The sequence below is a fragment of the Aeromonas sp. LsrichE-8G genome (genome assembly GCF_022869435.1).
GTDB lineage: Bacteria > Pseudomonadota > Gammaproteobacteria > Enterobacterales > Aeromonadaceae > Aeromonas > Aeromonas caviae.
In genome coordinates this window covers 2,056-4,384 of sequence record NZ_JALIHH010000146.1, presented here as the reverse complement: position 1 = coordinate 4,384, position 2,329 = coordinate 2,056, and the positions used below count along the sequence as shown (strand labels likewise).

Genomic DNA, 2,329 nt, shown 5'->3' with positions numbered 1-2,329 from the left:
AGGCAGTGGATACTGAACATGCTGAAGCAAAACAAATCACGTAATCTAAGCATGGCCAACAAGCGCAGGCTCTGCTGTCTGAATGAACAATATTTGTTCGAATGTATGGGGTTGTTCAAAGTATAAACACTGATGCGTCAGCCCTGGATTTACGCCTCGTTCACTTTTATCTTTTTCGCGCTGGAAGCCGCGATCATGTCGATGGCGTTGGAACTGCTGTTGGGCATTCCACTATTTTGGGGCTATATCATCAGTGCGGTGGCCGTGATCCCCCTCGTGCTCTTTGGCATCACCAATATCAGCCGTTTTCAGATGTTGTCGCAGCCACTGTGGCTGACGATGCAGATCGTTCCTTTGTTCTATGTATTCAGCCACCCCGACTCACAACTCGACAGTTGGCTGGCTTACACGGGTATTAATCAACATGGTGGCAGCTTTAACTGGTTACTGTTTGGCAGCGCATCCGCCGTATTACTGGCAGTCATTGCCCAATTAGGCGAGCAAGTCGACTTTCTGCGTTTTCTGCCAGAGCAAAAAAAAACAGGTCGTCTCAAATGGTGGTTGGCGATGTTATTTGGCGGGCCGGGTTGGATGCTATTTGGTGCAGCCAAACTCGCCCTTGGCAGCTATCTGGCGTGGCTGGCCATCAGTCATGGGTTTTACCCCAAAGAAGCAAGTGACCCTGCGCATATGTACCTAAATGCATTTAGTTATATGACGGAAAACACCAAGCTGGCGCTGCTGGCTGCCGGTGTATTTGTCATTATGTCACAGCTTAAAATCAACGTCGCGAATGCCTATGCTGGCTCATTAGCCTGGTCGAACTTCTTCTCTCGGCTGACCCACAACCATCCGGGCCGTGTGGTCTGGATGGTGTTTAATGTCGTCATTGCGCTCTTATTGATGGAGCTCGGCATCTACCAGCTGCTGGAAAAAACCCTGCAAGTTTATTCCGTATTGGTATTGGCGTGGATCGGCAGTTTAGTTGCCGACTTACTGATCAACAAACCGCTGGGTTTAAGCGCGCCGGGTATCGAGTTTAAACGCTCGAAACTGTATGACATTAATCCGGTTGGTCTTGGCTCGATGATCATTGCGTCATCCATTGGAATAGCCGCCCACCTCGATGTGTTTAATGAAGCCATCAAAGCGTTTGCTTCCTATATCGCTTTTGCCTTGCCATTTATCACCGCACCGCTGATTGCGTGGCTAACCAAGGGCAAATTTTATCTGGTCAACGCCAAGACTCACATTCATACACATCACGATCATGAACTCGCCTGTTCTGTGTGTGAAAATGCTTACGAGCCGGAAGATATGACCCATTGCCCTGTTTATGGCGGTCACATCTGCTCGCTCTGTTGCTCGCTCGATGTGCGCTGTGAAGATAAATGCCGCCCCCAGGCCACCATACATGAGCAGATACACACACTACTGCATCCGTTTCTTCCAGATGAGTTACTACATAAACTGTCCAGCCCCATCAGTCAGTTTATGATTGTGTTAGCCATCGTCAGCAGTTTTATGGCGGCCATTTTCATGATCGCCTACAGCCAAATTCCCGCGCTGGCACCCGATAACATGCACACCATCACCGGTGGCATGTTCAAAGCGTTCGTGATGCTACTGATTCCGGTTGGCATTATCAGTGGCCTGTTTGTGCTGGCACGTAACACCAGTCGTAATGCCATCACCGAGCTGAAAGCCCACACCCAACTGTTAACTCATGAGATCAGTGCGCACGAGAAAACATCCCGAGAATTAGAACAAGCCAAAAAGTCAGCAGAAACCGCCAATAACGCTAAAAGCCGCTACCTCGCCGGGCTGAGCCATGAATTACGCACGCCGCTGAATGTCTTGCTGGGTTACGCCCAATTATTAAGTGACGATCGCAAGCTGGATCACCAAACCCGTGAATATGCCCACATTTTACGGCGTAACGGGAAACACCTCTCAGACCTGTTGGAAGGGTTACTGGAGATCTCCAAAATTGAAGCGGGTCGTCTTGAGCTGCAACGCGTTGAATTTAATCTGGCAACCATGCTCAATGAGCTGGCCGAGATGTTTAGTATGGAAGCCTCTCAGAAAGGGCTCGAATTTGAATACATCTCCTGCGTGAATCTGCCCGTCTACATCGCCACCGATAAGCAACGCCTACGACAGATACTCATCAACTTGCTGAATAACGCGATCAAATATACTCGTGAAGGGAAAGTGATTTTCCGCGTCACTTACCGCAATCAGGTAGCTCGTTTCTCCGTACAAGACACTGGCATCGGGCTATCCGAGCACGACATCCAGCAGATTTTTAACCCGTTTGAGCGCATTC

1 protein-coding gene and 1 pseudogene are annotated in these 2,329 nt (G+C 49.3%); both read left to right on the top strand.

Annotated features, from left to right (window positions below; translation table 11 throughout):
- Positions 1–126 (top strand): annotated as a pseudogene (locus MUW49_RS17775) (ISAs1 family transposase); the annotation flags it as partial.
- Positions 127–132: 6 nt separating this feature from the next.
- Positions 133–2,329: histidine kinase dimerization/phospho-acceptor domain-containing protein (locus MUW49_RS17770; RefSeq protein ID WP_244813034.1), on the top strand; the 2,197-nt coding region annotated here is incomplete at its 3' end.